The sequence below is a fragment of the Segatella oris genome (genome assembly GCF_900637655.1).
GTDB lineage: Bacteria > Bacteroidota > Bacteroidia > Bacteroidales > Bacteroidaceae > Prevotella > Prevotella oris.
Window position 1 is genome coordinate 2,265,931 of record NZ_LR134384.1, and the last position, 24,118, is coordinate 2,290,048.

A 24,118-nucleotide genomic window follows, 5' to 3' on the forward strand; every position below is an offset into this window, starting at 1 on the left:
ATGGGTAATGATCCCTCATGTAGTTATGTTAATAAATATAAACTGCAAGTATTTTCTTTATATCCACTGCTTGTTTTCGATAAATATTTCCTACCTTTGCACGCGCAAATAAGCGACATGGTGCCATAGCTCAGTTGGTAGAGCAAAGGACTGAAAATCCTTGTGTCCCCGGTTCGATTCCTGGTGGTACCACATATTAAGCAGTCAGAAATGACTGCTTTCATTGTTTTTACACCCCTTATATAACATAACAGGAGAGCAAAGAACAACTATCCTTACTCTCCTATCCCCGAAGATAACCATGGTTCATTAGCCAACAGCTTATCTTTTATTCACTATATTGAGCTTCAAATTTGTTCTCCGGCATACTCCATTCGTTTCCCTAAGACCGTACAGACAATCATCTGAATATCTTTTATGAATGAATAATGATGAAGATAATAGCGGTTAAGCCGAACTTTATCGGGATAAATCACATTGTCATTATATTCTTGCACTGTTGTAATACCAATTGGAAGTCCGCTTCTCCCTTTTTGTAATGCTTCATCAACAGCTTCCAAAATATCCTCTTCATTGCGATATTTCAAACTGGCAGGGCCTGTAATACCTGGGCGTAAGAGCAGAACCTCACGGTCTTCACCCTGCAATTGGTCTGCATAGCCCGGCACATCTGGCCGTGGACCAACAAAACTCATATCGCCCTTCAACACATTCCACAATTCAGGTAACTCATCAAGTTTATATCTCCGGAGTTTTTCTCCTAATGGTGTAATTCGACTTTGCTCTTGAGAAGCAATAGAAGTTGCTTCAGAATTGCGACTTGCAACAGATGCTTCAGCTTTCACAGTCATTGTCCTGAACTTATAAACCGTGAAAATCCTACCATAACGGCCAACGCGTTGCTGACAGAATAATATAGGCCCAGGCATCTTCCATTTGATAAGTAAGGCCACTATCAATAGAACTGGACTAAGAATGATTAGCCCGACAAGAGATACAACCTTATCAAAAACAATTTTAAGCATCATGATTTCGGTAGATATTCCACTAAATAATCGCCGTTACGTAGTACTTTTATTATTCTAATATCATTAACAGCTTGGGCAGATTTCATGCTGGCAACATTATTTGGAGCAATAGAACCAAACATACGCAGATGTAGATGTCGAGCCATCTTCGTGGCCTCTATTCCCATTAAGCGATTAATTCCCTGCCAACGATGTGCATAATCGGTCATATATCCACGATAACATTTCCCCCAAAAGAAACAACGCAGAAAGAAATATCCTATGATTTCCCCATTATCATCAATGACAAGATATGCTAAAAAGGCCTTATTCCTTACCAAGGAATGCAAAGTTTTCACATCAAAGGCATGAGGACGAAAATAAATAAATGCATCTTCGGGCTGTCGTTTGAAGAATTGAGCCAATGCTTCTATGCGCTCTACAGTCAATGGTACAATGTTTCCCGCTATCACTACTGGTAATTTATGAGCATATCGCAGCACGAAAAGCCATGCATTGACAAGCTCAAATATTGTCCATATCCATGAACAATGTGCACGCAAAAAATGGGCAAGATTATATAACATGATGAGAGAGGAATATATTCAAATATTAAATGACAGTATCTTGTTCTACTTTATTAGCATCATTAAACTTCTTTTCTGCTTTTAATTTCTCATCTTATTTCAACTCTTGATACATCTTTATCAGTTCTTTCCATACATCTTTCTGCTCATATTTTGCTTGCACAATCTCTCTTGCATTACATCCCATTCTCAGACCTTCTTCCTTATGCTCCAGCATCCACTTCATCGTCATATACAAGGCATCTGCATCATGTGGCTGGATAATCTTTCCATTCAAACCATCTTTGATAATTTCATTGCAACCATTGATATTGGTTACGATACTTGGTAATTCCATACAACCGGCCTGCAAGGGCACATTCGGAAATCCCTCCCTATAGCTGGGGAAAACCAGACAGTCTGCTTGTAACATATAGGGACGCACATCATTCTGCCAGCCCACAAAAGTCACTTGAGAAGAGTTCATCAGATAATCTTTATCCGAAACGGCAATAGGGTCTCCTTCCTCAAAAGAGCCGACAAGCAATAAGCGAGCCTCGGGAAGCCGCTTCATAGCCGACACAAGTTCTGCTATTCCCTTATCCCGTACGATGCGGCCAACAAATATAAAAGTATAACTCTCATGTGGTATGCTTTCCTCCTTCTTGAAAAACTCGGTGTCAACTCCATTTATATTTCCATTGTATATCACCCGTAATGGCTTATGAGTAATACCATCAGCCTGCAAACAATGAAGTACGCCATGCCCTTCGGGAATTACGTTTGTTGCACATAAACATGTAACTCGTTCCATCATCTTAAGAACAGAGCGCAATACCCCGGATGCACCTTGATAGCGTAACCCTGTAACCGTGTAGATGCGATGAGGGACTCGTGCAAAGTATGCAGCAATCATAGACAGCAAACTACCTTTGGGAGTATTGGCATGCACGCACCAAGGTTTTTCTTTACGGAACAACCTGTATAGAAACCACAAAGCTCTTATATCTTTTATTAAGCTTATCGGCCTTTCTAAAGGAGCATCAATAACCCGTATTCCCTCACGCTTCCCGACTTCCTCTAATACGCCTGTATCTTTTGTAACTCCAACAACTTCAAAATATTGATTTAAGTATTTCAGCTGACCTTTCAGCAGACCATCTAAAGAGATATCTGCTGTTGTTACTCTAAATAACTTTTTTCTACAGGTATTTTCCAATGTTCTTGTATGTTATAAAAATCATAATATACCGACAACACGCTTATACATTCTTTCGTAAGCCATTATCATCTTGTCAATATCAAATTGTTCTGCCCTCTCATAACAGGCATCTGCTACTTGCTGATAATATTGGCTATCCATACTTAAATGTTCAATCTCGGCAGCTAACCCATGAGCATCCCCGTGTTCAAAAAGAATACCATAGTCTTCTGTCACTTCTCTTAAACCATTCACCTTACTTGCGATGAAAGGCTTATGTGCACTCATACCTTCAATATTCGACAATGATAATCCTTCCCAATGGCTCGACATCACAATCATATCCGCAGTTCTGAGCACATTCGGTATGTCCGTACGCAGGCCCAGAAATCTCACTCTGTCACTAACACCAAGTGTATCAGCCAAATGCTTTACAATATTTTGGCGTACGCCAATACCTGCAAACCATACTTCAAACTCATTCCTATCCAATAAACTCAAAGCCTTAACGACAGTATCTTGATCCTTTGCCTCTCTAAACCCTGCAACCATCAAAATCGCCTTTCTATGCTCTTTCAAAGACAACAATTCTGCATCGGGAGTTGCCTCACTGATACTCTTTACATCTATACCATTATTAATCGTAGAGATACGATGATATCGATCGGAAGATTTATCTAACCATCTCCCCCCGATATATTCCCGTAACTTCTTTTCTGCAACTTTACTGATACAGGCCACATGAGCATATTGTCCATACATCCAACTTTCTATAGGAGCATACCACTTCCAATCGCGTTTGCGATTGGAAGTGGTATGCTCGGTGGAGACAAGCTCCACCGAGCATAACACTTTAGCAACAGCAGCGAAAAGCTGTGGGGAAGAATTATGTGTATGAACGATATCATATCTTCGCATTATCTTTATCAAATTCAAGATATATAAAGGATTATAAACTCCACGCCCCAATGCATATATCTTTGTCTGTGGACTCTCTCGCCTTAACCTTTGCATCAATGGAGTTTCCACACCATTAAAGACACATAAATCCACGATATGCCCTAAGGACTGCAATCTTGGAATCATATTAACGATCAACACCTCTGCTCCTCCCGTTTCTAAAGACGTAACGACTTGCAGTATTCTCATCATGAACAGTTTCTATAAATTACGCGAATTCGGTTTAAGTATCTATCTTTCTACTTCCAAGGGGTTGGAAAGCTGTTTTTTCAGTTTTTCACTCATCCGAGGCCTCGGACGGTCATTTTTTCACCTCCGTCGCCCCATCGAAACTTAACAAACTTTCGAACCGAATCCACGTATAAATCAGACAAAGCCTAAATCCAATAGTCTGCACTATTGTTTAGAAATGAAACGTTGATAAAGCCGTCTCCACCTAAATCTCATAAAATTTCGGAGTCGGAAATAGAAACCAATACTCCGTTTCAACCAGAAAATATTGGTTCGTAACAAAACAACATAAACCCAAGGCAACCGGAAACCAGCCTGCTCAGCATCATCGCATATCCGTTTCACAAATGGATGTTTCATTGTTAATGAGTAAGTGTCGGACACGGCAACTTCGTTAAGACCATTGAGACGTGACAGAAGAATATCATTCATGTATTCAGACAGAAAAGGTTTAGGAATGGAGGCTATCCGATACTTGTCAAAAAGCGCCTCATAATCCAGACTGGCCGAAGACGTGTGGGTAATGCTGTCCTGCCTGAGACGATAAGTGTACACATCAGCATTGACAAAATGGGGCAAGCGATTAATCCGAAAAGCCACTTTAATATTCAGCAACATATCTTCCCCTTTATAACATTCGCGAGGCACATCAAACACAGCATCTTCAAACAAACTCTTACGGTATAATTTACCCCAAACTGATATAGGCCAATTACCTCCCGTGATACTCTGTTGTCTGAAGGCATGCAATGAGTTCACTGGGGCGGCACATACCCCCCCACCGCAAGCACCAATAACCATGTCGGTGTACTCCGCAGCTGCATGAAGCGTTTTCAAGGAGTCCTTTGGCAGCATATCATCAGAGTCCAGAAACATCATCCATTCACCGGCAGCATGTTTCCAACCTTCCCGACGGGCAGCAATCAGTCCTTGATTTTCTTGGTGGAACACTTTAATCTGGGCATACTTCTTTGCCCATTCATCACAAATTTGGGCAGACTCGTCGGTACTCCCATCGTCAATGACTATAACCTCAAAATCTTGGTATAACTGGTTTATGACACTGTTAAAACAATCTGCCAAGTAAGAAGCTGTATTATAAACTGGAATTAATATAGAAATCATAACTTTATTTTTATAAAAAATACTTCCTCTTCCAAAACCGATAAAGTAGATAGCCCGGAATGATATTCAAGAGAACGAGTACATGATATCTGCAACAAAGTATTTCCCTCATAGTCTGCTTTCCAAATAAAGAATAGACTATATATAGCAGAGCCTCTTTCACACGTATCTTAACAGAAAACTCCCTTGACATTGTCATCAATGAACCATAAGCCATCAGATGAGGACACTTAAATCGCAAAATCCTCCCCACATCAGACAGTCCTCCAACAAGATACTCTGTGATGTAGATGATCTTATTAACAAAGAACATATCGTATTGCTTTGCCAACCAAATCCATGCAACCGACTCGGAGATAAACTTTTCCCCCTCTACTTCCGGATATTGGAAGCCACGCAATTTCTCTGTGACCCACACTTCGGCCTTATCTCCATCCACTCCCTTATTATAACGCTCGGTGATGAAATTACTTAAAAACCGATCAGCAGAATAGGCATCTCCTATTCGGGAATATTCCGAATAACCACGGAGATAGCCTATACCACAAAGTTTATCACGATTGATAAGCCGACTCCAATCCATACTGATCGTCTCTATGGCATCGTCTGTCAATACATCATCGGAATCGACAATGAAGAGTAGTTCGGTATCAACCTCCCTAAAGGCAATATTCAAGGCAGAATGCTTACCGCCATTCTCTTTCTTTATGTATCGGATCTGAATACCATTCGCTATGTCTCGTTGCTCACGAATAAGATTCACTATAAGTTGCTCTGTGCCGTCCGTACTTCCATCGTCAATGCAAAGCCACTTGAAATCTTTGGATGTTTGACCGCACAAGCTCTGAAATAATCTATGCAGCTTGTCAGCCCGATTATAAGTAGGAGTAACAACTGTGATTGTCTTATTTTCCATCTTTCAAGTTCATTCTTAATCTTGGCAATACACTTTTGGAAATAATCCCATTAAATACCCAACAAGCCAATTTATAGAAAACAAAATACTTGATAGTCAGATTCATGAGTATACTCATGACCTTTCCTTTCAGTCCATGACCAACCGGCATTATCGGATAAAACCTGTATTGTCGAGCTCTTTTTGAAACTTCACAAAACATATGATAGTCATATTGGGCTGACAACATCCTACTGTAACCAAACATTTTTTTCCCATTCAAAGCCTTATAAACTGATGTCCGAACTTTGTTATCAACCGTCAGCTCTTCTGCAAGCATACAGATATCATGATAAGAAAGCAGATAATCATCGACGCATCTTCTGGTATGAAAAATATCACGCTTTGTCGTGGCACTGTCGTCATGAACGACATAGCGATAGAGATCCGTAGAGACTGCGGCTATTCTCGGGTTATGCAGGAACACATTCGCAACAAACAACTGATCTTCGCCGACAATATAATGATCATGAAATCGAATACCGTTCGTTCGTAGGAATTCTCTCCTGTAGAAACACAACCAACAGAATGATACAAACCCATACTTCAAAATATACTCATGCCCACTTCCGTTAAACACAAGTTCTGAAGACAATTTCTTTTTAGGCCAGAAGTCATAACTACTACCATATTGTATAACATCAAATGAATCAGGAGAACAGACCGCTTCAAAAGCAGCCTTTAATCCATTATCCAACAGATAATCATCGGCATCCACTAAAACAATCCATTCGCCAGTGGCATGCACAATACCATTATTCCTTGCAGCACATACCCCTTGATTGTCTTGATAAAGTAATTTAATATTCGAATAGTTATCTACATACTCCTGACAGATTTCTGATGAAGAGTCTGTGCTGCCATCATTCACTAACAAAATTTCAACATTATCTATTTCTTGTCGAAGTAGAGATTCTATACACTTACGGAGATACTTTTCTACATTGTATACAGGAACAATTATACTGAATTTCGGTATTTCTATTTTCATTTATAAGGATTGAAAATAAGTTTTCATTCATCAGTTGAAAGAACAAACTTGGGTAAACTGAGATATTTTTTGCTCTTAACAAAATTACGCGCAGCGATATTTCCTTTTATATGGGCCACCAAAAACCGTGGTGAAAATCGCAAGACAGAATAAAGAGACCGTACCCCACAACTCAATACAAACCGATAGCCATAAGCCCATTTGTCTTTTATCCTATCCATTCCCGTATTCCTTGGCAAATCATAGACACAACGATACCACGTCAGATATTGTGCCATAGCCCGATAATAAATCTTGTCATAAGTCTTCTGACTTGCCTTGTTGCTATTCGCATCTAAATGAAGCACCCCAGAGTCATACCACATCAAGAGTTTATAACCATTCTCTATTATCTTTTGATACATCAGCTGATCTTCACCAAAGGTACCGGCAGGGAACTGATCAATCCATGCCTCTTGCTCATAATGAATAGCTTTCCACACCGATGTTTTCATAAACACAGCAGTTCCGGCAGCACTCTCGGTTGGATAAATAGCCCCCTTTTCAGGTTTACCATTGAAAGAGAACGCTCCGGAGCGCTGTATACGGATTGCCCAACCATCATTCTTTCGCTCTCTAACAGTATTTGAGACATAAGCGCCTATTTTAGAGACCAAACTCAAATCCTGCGAGGGGAAAGTATCTGGAGCAATTCCGTCGGCATTGTGTTCCACTAACGCTTGATACATCTTTTCTACAGCATCCTTTGGGAAATATACATCATCATCAATAATCAATACGTACTCCTCTTCAACCATATTGGCTGCGGCTCGTTGATGTACCAATCCTTTAGGAGTATCAATATATTCCTCTATACCGACTTGCTCCTTAGGACGCTCAAATCCATGAGCAAGATGCACATAGATATGGCTCGGCTTTATGGTTTGTGTATGAAGCGATTCTAACTCTTGAATAAACTTGTCGCCTGCTTTCCCAACGGTGCGAATAGCAACACTATAATAGAATGTATCTTTTTCCATAATTAACGTGGAATATAGATATCAAAAGGTTTACGATAAAACTTATCTTCATCATAATGATCGTCATACTCAAAAATTTCATATATAATATCTCCCTGCCGATGTCCATTTGTAAGGAACGTTTTATATGGAGAGATTAAAATGCCCCAATTAAACACAAAACGCAAATAAAGTATCGTTGCTACAATATAAACAGTCTTAACATATTGATCAAAACCATCACTTTTCGTAGACAAGAAAGAAAGAAGATAGATAATCCCCATGATATAATACCAACTTTGCCGCCCAGCATTGGATGATTGAATAAACGCAAACAAAATAAAACAGAACATCAGAGAAGCATTTAGATATACGATATTTTCCCTGTCCTCTGGTATCTTATCATATCTATTAAAAATGAGATACATCATTGTTACAACCTCAAAAACATAATCATAACGGAAACCGGGGTGGTCATCTGCATAACTCATGGAACGTGAACTATCCGCAGCATTGCCATAAAGATTATACAAAGACATAGGTAGACCAGTTGCACCTATGACCAATAATACAGCAAGCACTATTACAATAGTCGTCTTACTCCATTTTCTCTGTGGCATAAAATAGAATATAAGAAAGATAACGGCAGAGTTATGAAACTCATAGGCAATGAACCAAACAATCAAAAACTTCAGTAAGTCACGCTTTATAACATAACGATAGCCCAGCCAAGTGCAGCTGGCAGCCATTGCCTGACGTAAATATGTGAATGTAAAGAAGAACCATAATCCCATAAACAGTAAAACAGAAATAGGATACTCCATGAACATTCTGCGAAAAGAGAAAAATAAGAGAATATAGATAAAAAGCGTAGTAAGAAGAATAAATATATACCGATTAGGTGTTATATAAGCAACAAGAGAATTCCATATTACATAAGACATCTCACTTTGATACCCCATAATAGGGCTTTCTAAATTTATAAAAGGCCCACCATTACGAATCAAATCGGCATTTCTATCAAACAATTCTCCATAAATGTATCGATCATAGCCCCCCAACATATCGCCTAAACCAACAATTAGAGCTAAAACCGTTAGGATAGATATCAGTTCTATACGATTTATTTGTTTATGATTAGCATACGAACGAAAACAAATAACAGATACTATTATATATAAGAAAATGAATAACATTTTTATTATTTTATATCTAATGGTTAATATTGATTACCAAACAAAAGGAAGTCTAAAGGTTTGCTTCTTTTTAATATTTGTATAAGTACATAACATAAAAACACAGAGATAAAGCCTACAAACGGTACTATAATGAAATCAAGCTCCCAATCCATAAAAAAAATATTATTGATATGAATTCTTCCTGTAAGCAACTTTTCCAAAACAATTACTTGCAATCCATAAATTCCCAAGGTATATGTACCTATTTCGGCTAAGTTATTGATAAGCCAAGTCTGTTCTTTCAACCACTTACACACATAATAAGTACAACCAATCAGCGACAAAGAACCGGACAAGCCCGTGATATATTGCCGTGGAAGCTGCAAAGGATGATGAAAGAGCACTTCATAAGTAAGCACTTGTGGAACTATATGATCGCATAATAAAACAAATATAAGCAAAGAACTTATTGTCACTATCAAGCGATATCTTTCATAGGCTTTGGAATATGACCTGAGGAAAAATCCTGTCCAAAAGAATATCAACATCCAGTTAAACTGCAGGAAATATCCATGAGGAAACAATAATGCAAAAACTATTGAACCGATTGCGGTTACCAAATCATTCTTTCCTATACGCTTTGCAATATAAGTAAAGACAAAACAGCAAAACAATGTTTTCAGAAACCACATCCCACCGATCAATTCCGACTTTACTATTATCGAAAGATTAGGAACCTTCATAAAATAACAGACAAATATAGTCAATAAAGTGATAGAAGCGGCAGGAACTAATAGTTGAATGGTCTTTTGTTTCAGAAAGACCAAGAATGTTTTCTGAAACGAATTCAAAGAGAAATACCCACACAGCAACATAAACAACGGCATGTGAAAAGAATATATCCAACGATTTAGAATTGAGGGAGAATCCATAGTTGCCAATCTATAAGAATGCCCAATGCATACCATCCAAATAGCAAGAAACTTAACCGTATCGAGATAAACAACTCGTTTGGATTTTCCTTTAACCATTCTTAAAGCTTTATTTCCTCGTAAGGAGCATTGTTCAACATGGCAGCCCGACGTGGGAAACCACTTCTGAACAACCGTTTATCTGTCATTTGATGCACCTTCTTCGCATAACTCAACATAAAATAGTCTATAAAAGATTTCATATAAGCATCTTGACTCGCGTCAAAGGTGAAGCCCATGTGGACAACCATACCGGGAATAACATAGACATAATCAAGCACAGAAAGTCGGTCTAAGAACGTCTTACTGTCACTGGTCACCAAGACATGCTCATCAGGATATTTCGAATGCAGCTTCTTAACGCCTTTTATACATTTAAGAATATAAGCCTCTCTCTCCCGCTCCGGCAAGATTTCTCCGCCTTCCTTAAAATCTCCCAGCAACTGTCTGAACCGAAAAGTCAATGAGATATATTGCTTTTTCCCTCCCAACTGGCCAAGATGATAATCAATATGCCTTTGCAGTTGTTCAGAAGGTTGAAAGAGTTCGTTGAATAAAACACTGAATTTCTTATCCGCAATTGCCATGTTTGAGTAGATATGGATTTGCTGATAAGGCTTTCTCAAATAGTAACGAAGAATGGTTCTTTGTGCAAATAGTTGCAAACAATTACGAAGATTATGATGATAAGTCAGAAGCGTGCAAGGATAAACCTCCTCCGTATTCCAACAGATATCTTTCTCATCAATCTGCCAATCATACAGATTAGGCACTAAATAATCCTGCAAATGCAATGGTTCAAAGACTATCTTAAAAGGCAGATTCCGGCGTTTACATTCTGCATAAACAGAGGTAATACCTCTGAGACGATCAGACAATCCACCGGAGAATGTCGTTTCCGGCTGCACCATGTAAATGATAGTTTTTCTGTCTTTGGCTTTTCTTTTTCCCGTTTTCTTACGATGATACAAAGGCAGAAGCAATTGACGCCTGCACATATAATTATGACGTAATATTGGGGTAAAATATAAAAGAGGCAGAAAAAAATTGAATATCTTCTCTAACATTAATCTTACTGTTTAACAAAATCTATCAAATCCATCCATATAATTACATATAGTAAATTATATATGATAAGTTCTTAAAAATATTTACAATCTCTTTCACAAAACTCGCACATTTCAAATAAGACGCTACCTCGCCCTAAATAAGTGCTGTTTTCCACGAGTTCGCAACTCATTGATTATTAAAACATTAGAAAAATCACATGAAAACATGGCATAAAATCACGTAAAAAAGCACTGCAATCTGCATTGAGTTACGAGGCAATCTCTATGATTTTATCACACATTCTGACTCAATTGGCCCTGTCATCAACATCAAGTTACGGCATATAATGCCTCAAAATCTGTGGATGTCACAGCCAAATCGTAAAATCATTCCTCATTTTTCATCTTTTATATTCTATAAGGCTGCATTCTAAAATGTTAAAATTCGGATAATAATACTTACAAAACCGACACGTTAAAGCAATCTTAAAGGTCGTTTTGTATCTTGAAAATGAAGCTGTTCTATGGTTTAGATGCGACTTATAATCATCTGTAAACCTCAGAGAGACAAACCAAAGTCTCTACTTAAATATTCGATATAGCTTGACCAACAGAAGATAAATCTTCTCATGATTGGCAAACATCAAGAACAAATCAGCTTTCCTACGCCCTGTTTTCCCAACCGGATAAACCCCTTTCTCTCTGAATATCTTGATGTCGTTTTTTATCTCCTCCATGGCATAATCAATCGGGAAGAGACTATAGAGATAGCCGGCTGCAGAGAAATTCATCCATTGTTCATAGGCTCTGCTATAGGATTGGTCACGATGACTATCTATAAACCTCTTGAAATTACAAATGGTTTCTCGGGAGTCGGCCACATTCCTTCTTGTATGTTCTGCATGCGCTTCTCGCATCACGGAATTTTCATTGTCATCGCAATAGACATATGCCTGCAGCGTAATCTGCTTGATATTTCCCAATAATGGATAGACCTGCATCAGGAAAAACCAGTCTTCTTGAGAATATCTTTGGGGGTCAAAACGGATATGAGCGTCTTCAATGACACTCCGTCTTATTATCTTCGTCCAAAGATAACCATTGATATATCCTTTTTGTATATATTCGGTGGCACTCCCTTCAAAAGGCGTAAACACACCGCCATTATATGAAACGCTCAACAAATCTATCGTGCTGTTCAGCTCCGAAAAAATGTGCCGAAGAGCGCCTTCGGCAATATAATCATCCGAATCGACAAACCAGATGAACTCTCCGCAAGCCTTATCTAAAAGATAATTCCGGGCTGCCCCCACACCTTCGTTATGCTTAGAAAACACCCTGATGTCATTCCACTTCTCAGCAAATTCATTGGCACATTGCAATGTAGTGTCTGTGGAACCATCATCTACAATGACGATTTCAATATCATCCTCTACTTGACTTAATATTGAATTCAGACATCGGGGAAGCCAACGTTCTACGTTGTAAGCAGGGATTAATATCGAAAGTTTTTTCATGCAACTACAGACTTTATTACACTTATCATCAATAAAGATTTTAATTCTTCCTTGAATTCCTTACGAACTTACCAATTGATTATAAAGTTCAATCCACTCAGTAGCAATATTTTCAAGCTTAAACCTTTGGGATAACTCTAATGAACGTCGTCCCATTTCCTGTCGTAAAGACTTATCAGCCATTAACTGCATGACACGATTAGCCATGGCATCAATATTACCAACTGGGCTGACTAAAAATCCATTTCCTCCATGCTCAACAATCTCACTCGGTCCACTGGGACAATCAAATGAAACGATTGGCAAGCCACATGCGCTTGCTTCTATGAGAACCAAGGGGAAGCCCTCGGAGCGAGAGCTCATCAAATAGATTGAATGTTTCTGATATTCTTTCACAATATCGTTTGTAATGCCTTTCAAGTTTATAATATTAGCTAATCCTTTTTCCTGGATTTTTGCTTGTAACTCTGACCTCAATGCTCCTTCACCAAATATGTCTAATTGCCAATCAGGGAATTTTTGATGCACTCTTTCCCATACATCTATGAGATAATCAAAGCCTTTTTGTATGTTAAGACGACCTACGGCAATGGCTCGCTTATTTTCACATGTAGTTGCTTGCTCACATGTAATTGTAGAAGGATTATAAATATATATTGTCTTGGGAAGCCATCTCCTCCATTTATTACAATCGGCTTTATTTAACACAACTACCTTATCATAATGACTTGCTACATAGATGCGCCCAAACTTCTGATACTGGATTGCAAGAAAACGTCTTATAGAATTCTTTATGCCTTTCTTCCAAATCTTAGACATATCATAAGAGAAATGGAACTCATATATTTTCTTACTGCCATCTTTAATCTTATACAGATAATGAGATTCTATACCTCCCGTAGCAACAGTAATATCATACCTGTTCGCTAACAAAATCTTTTGCAGTCCATCCTTATAAGGAATATTGTCGGATATATCAATTCTATGAATACGCTTATCCAACTTAAAATAATCAGGTCTGCCTCCCTGTCCTTTGGTAATAAAAGTTATATCGAAATAATTACAAAGAAAGTTTGCCCGTACCGTAAAGACTCTTTCCATGCCTGCGGAATTCCATAAACCATTTATAATGTATGCGATTTTCACAAGAAATATATTTTTAAAAAACTCTAAAGTATGTTATGTACACCAACTGAGCATAAAAACAGAATTCAAATTAAGAGGTTTATATGCTCTCTACACTCATCTATTAAAGTTCCTTCAATAACTACAAGTTAAATGATATTTAAGGATTAATCTCTCATGGGACTACTCATGAACCTACCAATTGATTATAAAGTTCAATCCACTCGGCTGCGATATTTTCAAGCTTAAACCTTTGGGATAACTCTAATGAACGTCGTCCCATTTCTTGCCGTAAAGACTTATCAGCCATTAACTGCATGACACGATTAGCCATGGCATCAATATTACCAACAGGACTGACTAAAAATCCATTTCCTCCATGCTCAACAATCTCACTCGGCCCACTGGGGCAATCAAATGAAACGATTGGCAAGCCACATGAACTTGCTTCTATGAGAACCAAGGGGAACCCCTCAGAGCGAGAACTCATCAAATAGATTGAATGTTTCTGATATTCTTTCACAATATCGTTTGTAACACCTTTTATGTTTATAATATTAGCTAATCCTTTTACCTGGATCTTTGCTTGTAACTCTGACCTCAATGCTCCTTCACCAAATATATCCAATTGCCAATCAGGGAATTTTTGATGCACTCTTTCCCATACATCTATAAGATAATCAAAACCTTTTTCATAGCTTAGACGTCCTACAGCGATTGCTGACTTAACTTCACATATTGAAGTTTCATGACAAATTATTGTTGACGGATTATATATATATAAGACTTTCGATATCCATTTTCTCCACTTCTTCCAATCTGTCTTCGTCAAAACAATTACTTGATCATAATGACTCGCAAAATATATACGCCTAAACTTTTGAACTTCAGCCCATATCTTTCTTTTTATAGGATTCATGATACTGCGCATCCACACATTGGATATATCATAGGAAAAGTGGAATTCAAAAATCTTCTTACTGTTATCTTTTATTTTATACAGAAAAAAAAAATCTTCACCACCAGTGGATACGGTAATATCGTATTGATTCTCTAACAAACATTTTTCCAACCCATTAAAATAGGGTATTTTATCATCTATATCAATCCTATGAATACGCTTTTCTAAAGGGAAATAATCAGGTCTATGTCCTTGTCCTCTCGTAATGAAAGTTATATCAAAATATTTACAAAGGAAATTTGCCCGTACCGTAAAAACCCGTTCCATACCTGCAGGATTCCATAGCCCATTTATAATATATGCTATCTTCACCATCTGTTATGGAATTTAATGAGAAAATCAAACCATCGATAAGAAAATAACAATTTAGCCACCCTGTCCATTTTTTTTGATCTTGTTCTTCCATGTATTGGGATTAAGCCTAATTCTTTTGTCTTTTGTGAAATCTGTATTATAGAAGAAAAAGCAATATGATTTCTCAACTTCATCAACTGTAAAAACACAGAAACTACCAATGAATTTGATAATTGACAGAAATATTCTACCAAAGCTGGAGACAAAGTATACTTATTTTTCAAATGTTTATAGCTATGTGCTATAACCAAATCCGAAAGGATTGATTTACACTTCTTATCATCATCCATCAGTCTATCTGTAGATATAGGATTCCAATAATACGTATAGGTGACTATATTAGTAAATTCTATTTCTGTGGCTATAGCAAAACTTCTTAAATTCATTTCAATATCTTCATGAATTATATTTGGTAAAAAGCTGATAGAATTCTTCTTTAAGAATTTTGCTAAATAAAATTTAGACCATACAGATGCCGGAAGATAGTTATCTAATAGTAATTTTTCTCCTATATATTTTTCTCCTATAGCATATTTATATTTTGGTTGACATATACTTTCTCCATTACAATTCATAGCAGTATTACGACTTACCAAGATCTCAGGAGAATGGCCCATTAGAATATTACAAATATCTTTCAAAACATTGGGATGAAAATAATCATCTATATCTACAAAGGTTATATACTTCCCTTTTGCTATACTCATTCCAAAGTTTCGTGCAGTACCTTGTCCACTATTAGGTTGATCTAATACAATAATATGACTATACTCCCGAGAGAGAGCATTACAAATATCTAATGATTTATCTTGTGATCCATCATTTATCAATATAATTTCATATAGTTCTTTACTTAATTCCTGTGATAGAATGGACTTAATACATCTCAAAATATATTTCTCTCCATTAAAAACAGGAATAATGATAGAGAGGAATAGGGATTCTACTTTTATTAAGCTTTCCATGAGTAACCTCTCTTTATTATTTTAGCAGGTACACCTCCTATAAGACAATGTTCCTCACTAAATTTACCTGTAACTAAAGTTCCTTGAGCAACAACACACTCAGAAGCCACTTCAGTATTCTTTGCAACAATAATATTTGTTGTTAGCCACACATGCCGCCCTATCACAATAGTTCCTTCCAGAGGGCGCTCCGCTCCACTGTCAAAAGTGTAATGTCCATCTGAAGTGTTTAACATGATGTTCCATCCCCACATATTATTATCTCCAACCTTAATCGAAGAAGTACACCTAATGAAACAATCCCCATTGCAAAAGAAATTACATCCTAACTCAACATTACCATTATCAATGATTAAACGGCTTCCTTTTGCCAAGGTTGTCAACCCTGAAATAATCAATTTTCCAGTTTCTGATATACTTAAAATCGATTGACAATTAGACTGCCCTATTGTACCATTAAATCCTATGATGAGACGTGCAGTATCATTCTTCAAGACTATTCCACCTCTATGTATCTTTTTTACCCTTACACAAGGATGTATCAAGACAGGTCTCCTTACAGCTACCAGAAAGGGGAAAATCCGAAAACAAAATATTAAAGAGTATATATTATAGAATACTAACTGAAAGATATTCATAGAAAAGAAAAAAAGCTATTCATAACTCCGACGTATCAATATTTTTCTTGCTTATCAAAACTTCACACTTAGATATTAGACAAGATAACATGCTACCATTAATGTAAACTAATAATCTTTTATATTCAGTGTTGGAAGTCTCTACATATGCAGTTTTATTTCTGCATATGTAACTTTTTCAAAATGTAATTTTTACAAACAGTCTTTGTGGTAATATCCAAAATATACTTATAAGAGACTAAGCACGTATAAATAGTACAAACCAACAGAGTAATAAATAATTTTACCCAAGCATTAACAGGACACAATGCTATTCCCCATGCTACGATCCCTGTAGATAAGCATAAAGCCATTATTGGCAGTATTGAAGAAAAAACAAACTTATAAACTTCAAATTCTTCCAAATTCTTCTTCAAAACAAAAAGATAAACTATTGTTGAAATTGGCGATAATAAAAGATTTATAGCATAGGTAAGAATATAGGAATCCGTAAATCTCAGAACCAAATAGAAAATCCCAATAAAAGCAATATACATGATTCCTAAGATAATATTAAGTTTCTTAATATGTCCTGTTGCTGAAATTCCAAAACTAAGGAAAGGATTGAACCCATTAAAAATATTGGTTAGTAGCAGGACTTGACATATTTCAACTGCTCCCTTAGGAACATTATCCAGCCACAGATTCATCAATAAATCAAGGTTAAAATAAACAGGAACAATACTTAACAGGGACACAATGACCATAAATTTAGTTCCTACCTGTATTAAATAATTAAAACGGGAATAATTCCCCACCGCATACTCTTTTATAATTTGAGGACGAAAAGCTATTGTTATATTTCCTGTAAAAGCAGATAGAATTCCTTGAACCTGACCAGCTATTCCCGCAGCTGCATTCAATAATGTTCCAAAAAAACGATTTAAAAGCACATTCAGACCTTGTTGCATAAAAGTATTAGTAACACTACCAAACATACTCCAGAAAGAAAAGGCCATCATCTGCTTGAACAACTTCTTCTTAAAAGTTAGAAGAAGAGTGCACTCTTCAAAATTTTTCTTACAGTAATACCGATAATAAAGCAAAAATGCAATAGATAATACAACATAGAGTACACTATATAAAATTAAATGATCAATAATAGTAGTTATAAGAACGACAAAGGCAATTCCTAATTTTAGGATAGCATTGAGAATTTGCAAATAGGCAAAAGTTCCCATCTTCTCATGAGAATTTATGGAAGCATCATAAGGGATCTGCGTTATACTTAATGCCGTACTTACAACTGCAGACTGAAAGACCCAATTAGCAGCCACCATGCGGTCTAAAGGAATAACAAGCTGTGTATTAACAAACCACACCCCCAAAATTTCCGCTATCAGTAGAAAAACTATAGCCAGAATAAGATGGATATAATAAGCTGTGGAGAATGCTGTCTGAAGGACAATAGGGGTATCTTTTCCTAAAGAATATGTCAAAAAACGAGAGGTTGCATTTCCTAATGACCCAGTCAGAACATTAATCATTACAATTACACCGCCAACAACGTTATAAATGCCATAATCAGATACACCTAATGCCTTTAATACTATTCGGGAACTATAAAAGCTAATTGCTAATGTAAAAAACATGCGAACATATAACATAGTCGCATTCTTAGCAATCAATTTGTTACCTGACATTTCTTGTGACATTCTTATATGCCTTATTTACTGCAAGTGAAGATACCCTTAAAAGTGTCCATACACGTATTTCCTTATAAGATTACTTTGCTTTAATAGCTTCCCTGAATATATGCATAAGAGAGAGATACCAGAGGCAAATACAACCAACATAATACTTTCGATCAATATATTCCCTGTACTCTTAAACCACAAAGCAAGTCCACGAAGGTTGATGATAAGGAAGAAAAAATAGTGCAGAACATAAACATCCAAAGAATTTTTCCCTATAAATGCCAAAACTTTCTCCATATAAGAATCATCATTTTCTCTCTTTTTGAACACATATAAAATAACAATAAGAATAAGTATTATCAGTATCTGAATGAAATGCTTGAATACACTTTCGTGAAACATAACATATACCGGGATAAATGATAATAAAGCAATCGTAAATAACCAATTATTATTCACCAACCATTCCATCCAATTATATTTCCTGGCAAAATACCCGAGTATGAAAAAAGGATAATTTGCCCGACACAATCCCAAACTTAATAAATCCACAGAATTTGAAGGCAGATGTTTAACTGCTATAGATAAAATAAAGTAGACTACAAATGGAATAATAAATTCAAACCATTTATTCTTAGCTGATTTCTGCAAAGTAAGCAAACAATAGAACATTGCAAGCACCATCAAATACCAATAACCATTCTTAAACTCATTAATAAGAGCACTTTCTATTGTCCCGTTGCTCACATAGGTATATATCCCACCAAAGAACAAGAAAGGAAGTAAGAAACTATAACACTTCTTAGCTAATTTCTTACAATTTGGGAGAGTATGGATTACAAAACCTGACAAGAACATGAACAAAGGCATGTGAAACATGCTCACAAAAGCCAAATTGATATCCTGTACAGCAATATCCCAAGTGTCATACATCGTGAAACATACGATATGTCCCAATACGACACATAGCATCGCAAAGCCTTTTAATCGGTCAATATATTCGAAATGTAATGTCATACTTCAATTATATGAATCTAAAAGAAAAATTATGTGTCTCTCTATGTTCTGCATCAGGAATAGTTTTCCAGTCACCATACATGGTTTTCAAATATTCATCTACATTATTAGGTGCTGGAAAAAATTTTCCCTCGAACTTTATCTCTGACAATGGAAATATAATTCTCCGCTTCCATTTCCAATACCAAAACATACCATTAGCATAAAAGAAAGAATCTTTTGAAGGAAATGTCATTAGCCGAGCTATTGGTAGGATAATTTTAGAAAAGACGAAAAAAGCAATTGGAACATTCCAACGAATATACTTTGTCAATCGACCTTCAAATAAGGGGGCATTAATAAGGTATGCAAAATAGTGACGACACAATCTCCATATCAGCTTATTACCCCTGTCATCTATCAGAAAAATATCAATCTGCAATCCTTTGTATTTGAAATTGTTTAATCGATTACCTCCTCCGGAGCATTCTGTCTTTAAATCACGTAATACTCCCCACGTTCCATAATAATGCTCATCGGTTTCATGACATTGCAAAACAAAATCTTCACTTAGATTATTATGTAACATTATATCTTTAAACCTGATATAATCATCCCGCAACATACAGACATCTAAATCATCATCCCAAGGGATAAAACCACCATGACGCATTGCCCCCAGCAATGTACCGCTATCTATCCAATAAGTAATACCATTATCCTTACATACACTATCAAGAAATGACAGCATCTCCAACATCCGACATTGTGCCCTACGTAAAATAGAGCCCTGAGGATTATATTGTGCCCGCAATTGTGATTGAATCTCGTTAGAAACCATTATCTTTAATTATATTTTATTCATGTTCATAGCATATGGTGTCTAACAAATAGTACTTAAAATCATCTAAATTATAATCTTTACGAGAATAAAAGGCTTGAATAAAATATCATTTATCCTCTGCCGGATTTTCAAATTTCAAATCAAAAAATCAGGCTCCTATCAAGGTATAGGAACGATAGACTTTTTCATATTCTTAATCATTGAAATTTATTCTTATCTACTATTTCTTCTACACTTGGAATATCTTCATCACACACTCCACAATCGGAGCCATGTCATAATATTTATATTCAGCAAGACGTCCACCGAAGATAACTTTCTCCTCTTTTGAGGCCAATGCACGATACTGTTGCGCAAGGCGGTTATTTTTGTCGTCATTCACAGGATAATAAGGTTCCATACCATCTTGCCACTCTGTTGAATATTCACGAGAAATCACTGTCTTTGGATTGTCATAGACAGCTTGGCCAAATAATGCAAAATGTTTATGTTCGATAATGCGCGTATATGGGACAGCAGCTTCTGTGAAATTTACAACCGCATTTCCCTGATAATTCGGCATATCAAGTATTTCTTGCTCGAAACGCACTGTGCGATAATCCAACTTTCCAAGTTGATAACCGAAGTATTCATCAATCTTACCTGTAAAAACAAGCTGTCTGCATTGAACATCAAAGTTTGAATTTCTAACCTTATGAAATCCCGAAACATGATTGTAGCTATGCTCACAATCAAAGAAATCAACGTCAGTCATCGTATCAACGCCACAGAGCAAAGCTTCAATCAATCTATTGTATCCGCCAATAGGGATGCCTTGATACTTATCATTGAAATAATTATTATCAAAGACAAATCTAACAGGCAACCGATTAATGATAAATGCAGGAAGCTCGGTACATTTCCGGCCCCATTGTTTCTCAGTATAACCTTTGATCAATCGCTCATAGATATCTTTTCCTATCAGTGTAAGCGCTTGTTCTTCAAGATTACGCGGTTCGCCAACACCTTCAGCTTTCATCTTCGCAATCGCTTCAGCACGCTGTTCTTCTAATTTGGTTCGAGCCGCAGCCGGTGTAGTCACCCCCCACATCTGATAAAAAGTATTCATGTTAAAAGGAAGATTATAAAGCTTCCCTTGGTAATCAGCAACGGGAGAATTTGTGTAACGATTAAATTCTACAAATGAATTTACGAAATTCCACACTTGTTTCGAATTCGTATGGAATATATGCGCACCATATTTGTGCACATCTATTCCCTCAACAGTCTCACAATATAGATTTCCCCCAAGGTGATTTCGTTTATCAATGACCAAACATCGCTTGCCCTGCTGACGGGCAAAGTGGGCAAATGTTGAACCGAAAAGTCCGGCTCCTACAATAAGATAATCGTAAACAGACTCCATTACTAATCCAAATAAACCTGCACTGAAATCATACAACTTTTCCTCCTCCTTCAACAAAAATATCAAGGAGAAAATACGATACTCATGCAGTTATCCGCATCTGACTGATAATTTAATACCAAAAGTCCGCAGTAGCTACTATAGTGAATACAAACACCATAAGCATGAATCGTAAGTTGACAGATTATGCGTAATTTAGTCTACAAAGATAAACTTTTATTATGAATACGACAAATTTATCCATAAGAAAACGAAATATTGACGAAAACAGACAATACAAACAAAGTTTAACAAGCTATTAAAAAGCAAACGCACACAATACTGTTTCATTCTCAAACGACCTCATACACCAAAGACACAAGCTTCTGTAAGCTCCAACTGTCGTTTCATAAAGCAGCACCCATATATTCAAAGAAATCGTTCAAATCAAGTGGGAAATATTTGTATATGTCAGGAAAAAATGCGAATATTGCAACTGAAAACGGACAACGGACACTCGTCCGCTCTCCAACAGCATTATCAACAGAAAGAAATATCTTTGGGAAATGGAACAGACAGAATTTCATCATAAACTGCAAATTCAATTGAGATTTACCGATGCCGATCAGTTCGGACACATCAACAACACGGCCTATTTCCAATATTATGATACGGCAAAGATTGACTATGTGCGCAAAGTGTGCAACATTCCCAAAGGCAATCATGCCATTTTTGCAGTTCATGTAGAAGCCGACTTCCTTGCCCAGGTGCACAGTACCGACCGAGTTGAGGTGCAAACCGCCATTACCGAGATTGGGACAAAGAGTTTCACGCTTATCCAACGCCTTGTAGACATCGACACACAAGAAGTGAAATGCATCGGTCGCACTGTCATGGTAGCCTTTGATCTTGAGCGGAACGAGTCTATTCCCATGCTGCCCGAATGGATTGATGCCATTTGCAAGTTCGAGGGGCGCGATGTTAGGAGAAAGCCTTGAATGGGGCAAGCTATCCGGAAATTAAGATATTTTACAGATTTTCCACGCATCATTTGTGAGAGCCGCAAATAATGCTTAACTTTGCGAAATCATTCATTATCTGAATGAATATGCCGGAGGCAAAGACTTATACAAGGTATGACCGTCGGGCAAGAAAACAGAATACAAATGCTCTGTAAACGAACAAAAAAGCAGCATGGGCAGATAGTGGAGACATGCACATGCTTGTATAACAATAGTCTCCAACAACATTAAACACATGGACAACGAACAACTCAACGAGCAAAATTTCACACCGCAACAGGAAGCTCAAATCGAAAATGAAGTAAAAACCGCATGCCAGGAAACCACACCTCCCATGCCTAAACCCAACAACAACCTTGCACTTGCCATCTTCACAACCGTGTGTTGCTGCCTTCCTTTTGGCATTGTTGCCATTATCAAGGCCAGCAAAGTCGACAGCCTCTATGCAACAGGACATTATCAGGAAGCAATCGCTGAAGCTGAAACTGCCAAGAAATACAGCACTTACGGTATTGTCTTTGGCTTTATTATTGGGGCCATTTATACTATTCTGCAATTCTTCTTGGCTTACTCTAAAATGCACTGATTGTGAGTAAGATAAAAATTGGGGCAGTCATCTCTGCGGTGGCTGTCGCAATCTTCGCTCTATACTTCGCCAATCCTTCATCTTATCAGCTTTGGCCCAAATGCCCTTTCAAACTTCTTACCGGGCTTGATTGCCCTTCATGTGGCATACAACGCTTTTTCCATGCCTTTCTGCATGGAGACTTTTTGCATGCCATCGCCTACAATTATTATCTGATTTACGCCCTGCCCTATGCACTTTCGTTCCTCGTAGCGATGGCCCTACCGCAAGGAAAATATAAAAACAGTCTGAAAAAAATCATTGAAAGCAAACCTGCCGTATGGCTTTATGTCATTACGTTCTTTGCATGGCTGATTGTCAGAAACCTCTATCACATTTGAAACATGGAACAAAATCAAGCAGAACAACTCATTTGCATCTACGCTAATCGCCTGCCCCTGATGTCACTTGATAGCATCAAAAACCAACTGACACAAATGGACTACAGCCATGCCAGCTTGTTTATGTCACAGCTGAAAGACCCAACCATCAGTATCATTCTTTCGATTCTCACAGGTCATTTAGGTATAGACCGCCTCTACGTTGGTGATATTGGCTTGGGCATTCTGAAGCTCTTCACCTGCGGAGGATTGGGCGTTTGGTGGCTGATTGACATTTTCATCATCATGGACAGAACTAAAGCGGTCAATCTCCAAACCTTTTTAAACCACAAATAAAAGGGATGAAAAGCTCCTGTCACTCCTAAAAGAGAAAGAAAAGGCAAACCGCTTTATCGAGATTTCTCTGCCTTTTCTTTTCTGAAGTGAGGCTTACAAGCC

The 24,118-nt window shown here is 37.3% G+C and carries 24 protein-coding genes and 1 tRNA gene; 5 read left to right on the forward strand and 20 right to left on the reverse strand.

Going from position 1 to position 24,118, the window contains the following annotated elements; translation table 11 throughout:
* The first annotated feature begins 119 nt into the window (after window positions 1–119).
* Window positions 120–192 (forward strand) — tRNA-Phe (locus EL210_RS09415).
* Between the two features lie 155 nt (window positions 193–347).
* On the opposite strand, the gene EL210_RS09420 is transcribed toward EL210_RS09415, so the two are convergent.
* The 20 genes from EL210_RS09420 to glf form a co-directional block, all read right to left on the reverse strand.
* Window positions 348–1,028: a sugar transferase gene (locus EL210_RS09420; protein ID WP_025879466.1), complete on the reverse strand. Its 681-nt coding sequence runs from the start codon at window positions 1,026–1,028 to the stop codon at window positions 348–350.
* The gene (locus tag EL210_RS09425) at window positions 1,025–1,594 is read right to left on the reverse strand and encodes a GNAT family N-acetyltransferase (RefSeq protein ID WP_018919299.1); all 570 of its coding nucleotides are present in this window, start codon (window positions 1,592–1,594) and stop codon (window positions 1,025–1,027) included. Before EL210_RS09425 ends, EL210_RS09420 begins: the two co-directional genes overlap by 4 nt.
* 94 nt (window positions 1,595–1,688) lie before the next feature.
* A complete protein-coding gene (locus tag EL210_RS09430; RefSeq protein ID WP_025879465.1) occupies window positions 1,689–2,792 on the reverse strand; it encodes a glycosyltransferase family 4 protein in 1,104 nt (367 codons plus the stop codon).
* Window positions 2,793–2,813: 21 nt separating this feature from the next.
* The gene (locus tag EL210_RS09435) at window positions 2,814–3,923 is read right to left on the reverse strand and encodes a glycosyltransferase (RefSeq protein WP_026285864.1); all 1,110 of its coding nucleotides are present in this window, start codon (window positions 3,921–3,923) and stop codon (window positions 2,814–2,816) included.
* Window positions 3,924–4,130: 207 nt separating this feature from the next.
* Window positions 4,131–5,090 (reverse strand): glycosyltransferase family 2 protein, encoded by a 960-nt coding sequence (locus EL210_RS09440; protein WP_018919302.1) that lies wholly within the window; start codon window positions 5,088–5,090, stop codon window positions 4,131–4,133.
* A 10-nt stretch (window positions 5,091–5,100) separates the two neighbouring features.
* The gene (locus EL210_RS09445; RefSeq protein WP_018919303.1) at window positions 5,101–6,006 is read right to left on the reverse strand and encodes a glycosyltransferase family A protein; all 906 of its coding nucleotides are present in this window, start codon (window positions 6,004–6,006) and stop codon (window positions 5,101–5,103) included.
* On the reverse strand, window positions 5,996–7,036 hold the full coding sequence (locus EL210_RS09450; RefSeq protein WP_018919304.1) for a glycosyltransferase: 1,041 nt from the start codon (window positions 7,034–7,036) through the stop codon (window positions 5,996–5,998). Before EL210_RS09450 ends, EL210_RS09445 begins: the two co-directional genes overlap by 11 nt.
* A gap of 23 nt (window positions 7,037–7,059) precedes the next feature.
* Window positions 7,060–8,055 carry a glycosyltransferase family A protein gene (locus EL210_RS09455; protein WP_018919305.1) on the reverse strand — a complete coding sequence of 332 codons (996 nt, stop codon included), beginning with the start codon at window positions 8,053–8,055 and terminating at the stop codon, window positions 7,060–7,062.
* A gap of 2 nt (window positions 8,056–8,057) precedes the next feature.
* On the reverse strand, window positions 8,058–9,230 hold the full coding sequence (locus tag EL210_RS09460) for an EpsG family protein (protein WP_025879464.1): 1,173 nt from the start codon (window positions 9,228–9,230) through the stop codon (window positions 8,058–8,060).
* A 23-nt stretch (window positions 9,231–9,253) separates the two neighbouring features.
* Complete coding sequence (locus EL210_RS09465) at window positions 9,254–10,243, reverse strand: acyltransferase family protein (RefSeq protein WP_018919307.1); 990 nt, start codon at window positions 10,241–10,243, stop codon at window positions 9,254–9,256.
* Between the two features lie 2 nt (window positions 10,244–10,245).
* Window positions 10,246–11,181: a hypothetical protein gene (locus EL210_RS09470; protein ID WP_018919308.1), complete on the reverse strand. Its 936-nt coding sequence runs from the start codon at window positions 11,179–11,181 to the stop codon at window positions 10,246–10,248.
* Between the two features lie 632 nt (window positions 11,182–11,813).
* Window positions 11,814–12,749, reverse strand: a complete 936-nt coding sequence (locus EL210_RS09475; RefSeq protein WP_018919309.1) for a glycosyltransferase family 2 protein — start codon at window positions 12,747–12,749, stop codon at window positions 11,814–11,816.
* Between the two features lie 60 nt (window positions 12,750–12,809).
* Window positions 12,810–13,895 (reverse strand): glycosyltransferase family 4 protein, encoded by a 1,086-nt coding sequence (locus tag EL210_RS09480; RefSeq protein ID WP_025879463.1) that lies wholly within the window; start codon window positions 13,893–13,895, stop codon window positions 12,810–12,812.
* 166 nt (window positions 13,896–14,061) lie between these two features.
* The gene (locus tag EL210_RS09485; protein WP_018919312.1) at window positions 14,062–15,150 is read right to left on the reverse strand and encodes a glycosyltransferase family 4 protein; all 1,089 of its coding nucleotides are present in this window, start codon (window positions 15,148–15,150) and stop codon (window positions 14,062–14,064) included.
* On the reverse strand, window positions 15,144–16,154 hold the full coding sequence (locus EL210_RS09490; RefSeq protein ID WP_018919313.1) for a glycosyltransferase: 1,011 nt from the start codon (window positions 16,152–16,154) through the stop codon (window positions 15,144–15,146). The genes EL210_RS09485 and EL210_RS09490 overlap by 7 nt, the downstream gene beginning before the upstream one ends.
* Complete coding sequence (locus tag EL210_RS09495) at window positions 16,142–16,648, reverse strand: acyltransferase (protein ID WP_232000313.1); 507 nt, start codon at window positions 16,646–16,648, stop codon at window positions 16,142–16,144. Before EL210_RS09495 ends, EL210_RS09490 begins: the two co-directional genes overlap by 13 nt.
* 299 nt (window positions 16,649–16,947) lie before the next feature.
* Window positions 16,948–18,486, reverse strand: a complete 1,539-nt coding sequence (locus EL210_RS09500) for an MATE family efflux transporter (RefSeq protein ID WP_018919315.1) — start codon at window positions 18,484–18,486, stop codon at window positions 16,948–16,950.
* A gap of 36 nt (window positions 18,487–18,522) precedes the next feature.
* Complete coding sequence (locus EL210_RS09505) at window positions 18,523–19,485, reverse strand: acyltransferase family protein (RefSeq protein WP_018919316.1); 963 nt, start codon at window positions 19,483–19,485, stop codon at window positions 18,523–18,525.
* Window positions 19,486–19,492: 7 nt separating this feature from the next.
* Complete coding sequence (locus tag EL210_RS09510) at window positions 19,493–20,305, reverse strand: LicD family protein (RefSeq protein WP_025879461.1); 813 nt, start codon at window positions 20,303–20,305, stop codon at window positions 19,493–19,495.
* A 232-nt stretch (window positions 20,306–20,537) separates the two neighbouring features.
* Window positions 20,538–21,713 (reverse strand): UDP-galactopyranose mutase, encoded by a 1,176-nt coding sequence (gene glf, locus EL210_RS09515; RefSeq protein WP_025879460.1) that lies wholly within the window; start codon window positions 21,711–21,713, stop codon window positions 20,538–20,540.
* Window positions 21,714–22,258: 545 nt separating this feature from the next.
* Between glf and EL210_RS09520 the strand changes: the two genes are divergently transcribed.
* The 4 genes from EL210_RS09520 to EL210_RS09535 all read left to right on the forward strand — a co-directional run bounded on the left by EL210_RS09520 (window position 22,259) and on the right by EL210_RS09535 (window position 24,016).
* Window positions 22,259–22,690: an acyl-CoA thioesterase gene (locus EL210_RS09520; RefSeq protein ID WP_004372405.1), complete on the forward strand. Its 432-nt coding sequence runs from the start codon at window positions 22,259–22,261 to the stop codon at window positions 22,688–22,690.
* Window positions 22,691–22,949: 259 nt separating this feature from the next.
* On the forward strand, window positions 22,950–23,300 hold the full coding sequence (locus tag EL210_RS09525) for a CD225/dispanin family protein (RefSeq protein WP_004376794.1): 351 nt from the start codon (window positions 22,950–22,952) through the stop codon (window positions 23,298–23,300).
* A 2-nt stretch (window positions 23,301–23,302) separates the two neighbouring features.
* Complete coding sequence (locus EL210_RS09530; RefSeq protein ID WP_018919319.1) at window positions 23,303–23,680, forward strand: DUF2752 domain-containing protein; 378 nt, start codon at window positions 23,303–23,305, stop codon at window positions 23,678–23,680.
* A 3-nt stretch (window positions 23,681–23,683) separates the two neighbouring features.
* Complete coding sequence (locus EL210_RS09535; RefSeq protein ID WP_004372399.1) at window positions 23,684–24,016, forward strand: TM2 domain-containing protein; 333 nt, start codon at window positions 23,684–23,686, stop codon at window positions 24,014–24,016.
* The last annotated feature ends 102 nt before the right edge of the window (window positions 24,017–24,118 follow it).

Coding starts and splice junctions, on each gene's coding strand:
- EL210_RS09420 (WP_025879466.1), bottom strand. CDS start 1,028: ATGATGCTTAAAATTGTTTTTGATAAGGTTGTATCTCTTGTCGGGCTA.
- EL210_RS09425 (WP_018919299.1), bottom strand. CDS start 1,594: ATGTTATATAATCTTGCCCATTTTTTGCGTGCACATTGTTCATGGATA.
- EL210_RS09435 (WP_026285864.1), bottom strand. CDS start 3,923: ATGAGAATACTGCAAGTCGTTACGTCTTTAGAAACGGGAGGAGCAGAG.
- EL210_RS09440 (WP_018919302.1), bottom strand. CDS start 5,090: ATGATTTCTATATTAATTCCAGTTTATAATACAGCTTCTTACTTGGCA.
- EL210_RS09445 (WP_018919303.1), bottom strand. CDS start 6,006: ATGGAAAATAAGACAATCACAGTTGTTACTCCTACTTATAATCGGGCT.
- EL210_RS09450 (WP_018919304.1), bottom strand. CDS start 7,036: ATGAAAATAGAAATACCGAAATTCAGTATAATTGTTCCTGTATACAAT.
- EL210_RS09455 (WP_018919305.1), bottom strand. CDS start 8,055: ATGGAAAAAGATACATTCTATTATAGTGTTGCTATTCGCACCGTTGGG.
- EL210_RS09460 (WP_025879464.1), bottom strand. CDS start 9,230: ATGTTATTCATTTTCTTATATATAATAGTATCTGTTATTTGTTTTCGT.
- EL210_RS09465 (WP_018919307.1), bottom strand. CDS start 10,243: ATGGTTAAAGGAAAATCCAAACGAGTTGTTTATCTCGATACGGTTAAG.
- EL210_RS09470 (WP_018919308.1), bottom strand. CDS start 11,181: ATGTGCAGGCGTCAATTGCTTCTGCCTTTGTATCATCGTAAGAAAACG.
- EL210_RS09475 (WP_018919309.1), bottom strand. CDS start 12,749: ATGAAAAAACTTTCGATATTAATCCCTGCTTACAACGTAGAACGTTGG.
- EL210_RS09485 (WP_018919312.1), bottom strand. CDS start 15,150: ATGGTGAAGATAGCATATATTATAAATGGGCTATGGAATCCTGCAGGT.
- EL210_RS09490 (WP_018919313.1), bottom strand. CDS start 16,154: ATGGAAAGCTTAATAAAAGTAGAATCCCTATTCCTCTCTATCATTATT.
- EL210_RS09500 (WP_018919315.1), bottom strand. CDS start 18,486: ATGTCACAAGAAATGTCAGGTAACAAATTGATTGCTAAGAATGCGACT.
- EL210_RS09505 (WP_018919316.1), bottom strand. CDS start 19,485: ATGACATTACATTTCGAATATATTGACCGATTAAAAGGCTTTGCGATG.
- EL210_RS09510 (WP_025879461.1), bottom strand. CDS start 20,305: ATGGTTTCTAACGAGATTCAATCACAATTGCGGGCACAATATAATCCT.
- glf (WP_025879460.1), bottom strand. CDS start 21,713: ATGGAGTCTGTTTACGATTATCTTATTGTAGGAGCCGGACTTTTCGGT.
- EL210_RS09520 (WP_004372405.1), top strand. CDS start 22,259: ATGGAACAGACAGAATTTCATCATAAACTGCAAATTCAATTGAGATTT.
- EL210_RS09525 (WP_004376794.1), top strand. CDS start 22,950: ATGGACAACGAACAACTCAACGAGCAAAATTTCACACCGCAACAGGAA.
- EL210_RS09535 (WP_004372399.1), top strand. CDS start 23,684: ATGGAACAAAATCAAGCAGAACAACTCATTTGCATCTACGCTAATCGC.